This window comes from Saccharothrix sp. NRRL B-16348 (assembly GCF_001280085.1).
Lineage (GTDB): Bacteria > Actinomycetota > Actinomycetes > Mycobacteriales > Pseudonocardiaceae > Actinosynnema.
Genome location: NZ_LGED01000100.1, coordinates 1 through 431, shown reverse-complemented (window position 1 = coordinate 431; position 431 = coordinate 1). Strand labels below are relative to the sequence as shown.

Sequence of the window (431 nt, the reverse complement as noted above, 5' to 3'; positions counted from 1 at the left end):
GTGGGGGTGGCGGCGGTCCAGCCGGCGACGCGGCCGTCGACGACGGCGACCCAGCGGTGCTCGGGGAGCCATTTGGCTTCCAGGGTGCGGCGGCTGGGGGTCTCGGTCTCGAAGGTGGCGTGGCCGGTGGCGATGCCCTCGGCGTAGATGCGGCGGACGTCGGGCCAGTCGTCGTCGGTGAGGGCGCGGACGGTGACGTCGGCGGGCAGGTCGGTCGGGCAGCACGGCCGCGTGACGATGGTGCCCATGACGGCGTCGGCGGCGTGCGGCAGGCCGGTGCAGCAGGCCGGGTTGACCGACACCAGGGTGGCGGTGCCTTCCTTGCGCAGGCGGACGAAGCCCACGTCGGCGAGTTTGCGCAGGTGGTGCGAGCAGGTGGACTGGCTGACCCCGACGGCCTCGGTCAACGCGCCGACGGTGATCTCGCCGGG

At 74.2% G+C, this 431-nt stretch carries 1 protein-coding gene; it reads right to left on the bottom strand.

What is annotated here, in order from left to right; all coding sequences use genetic code 11:
* The coding region (locus ADK67_RS11055; RefSeq protein WP_157620123.1) for a helix-turn-helix domain-containing GNAT family N-acetyltransferase at nt 1-431 on the bottom strand (431 nt) is incomplete at both ends.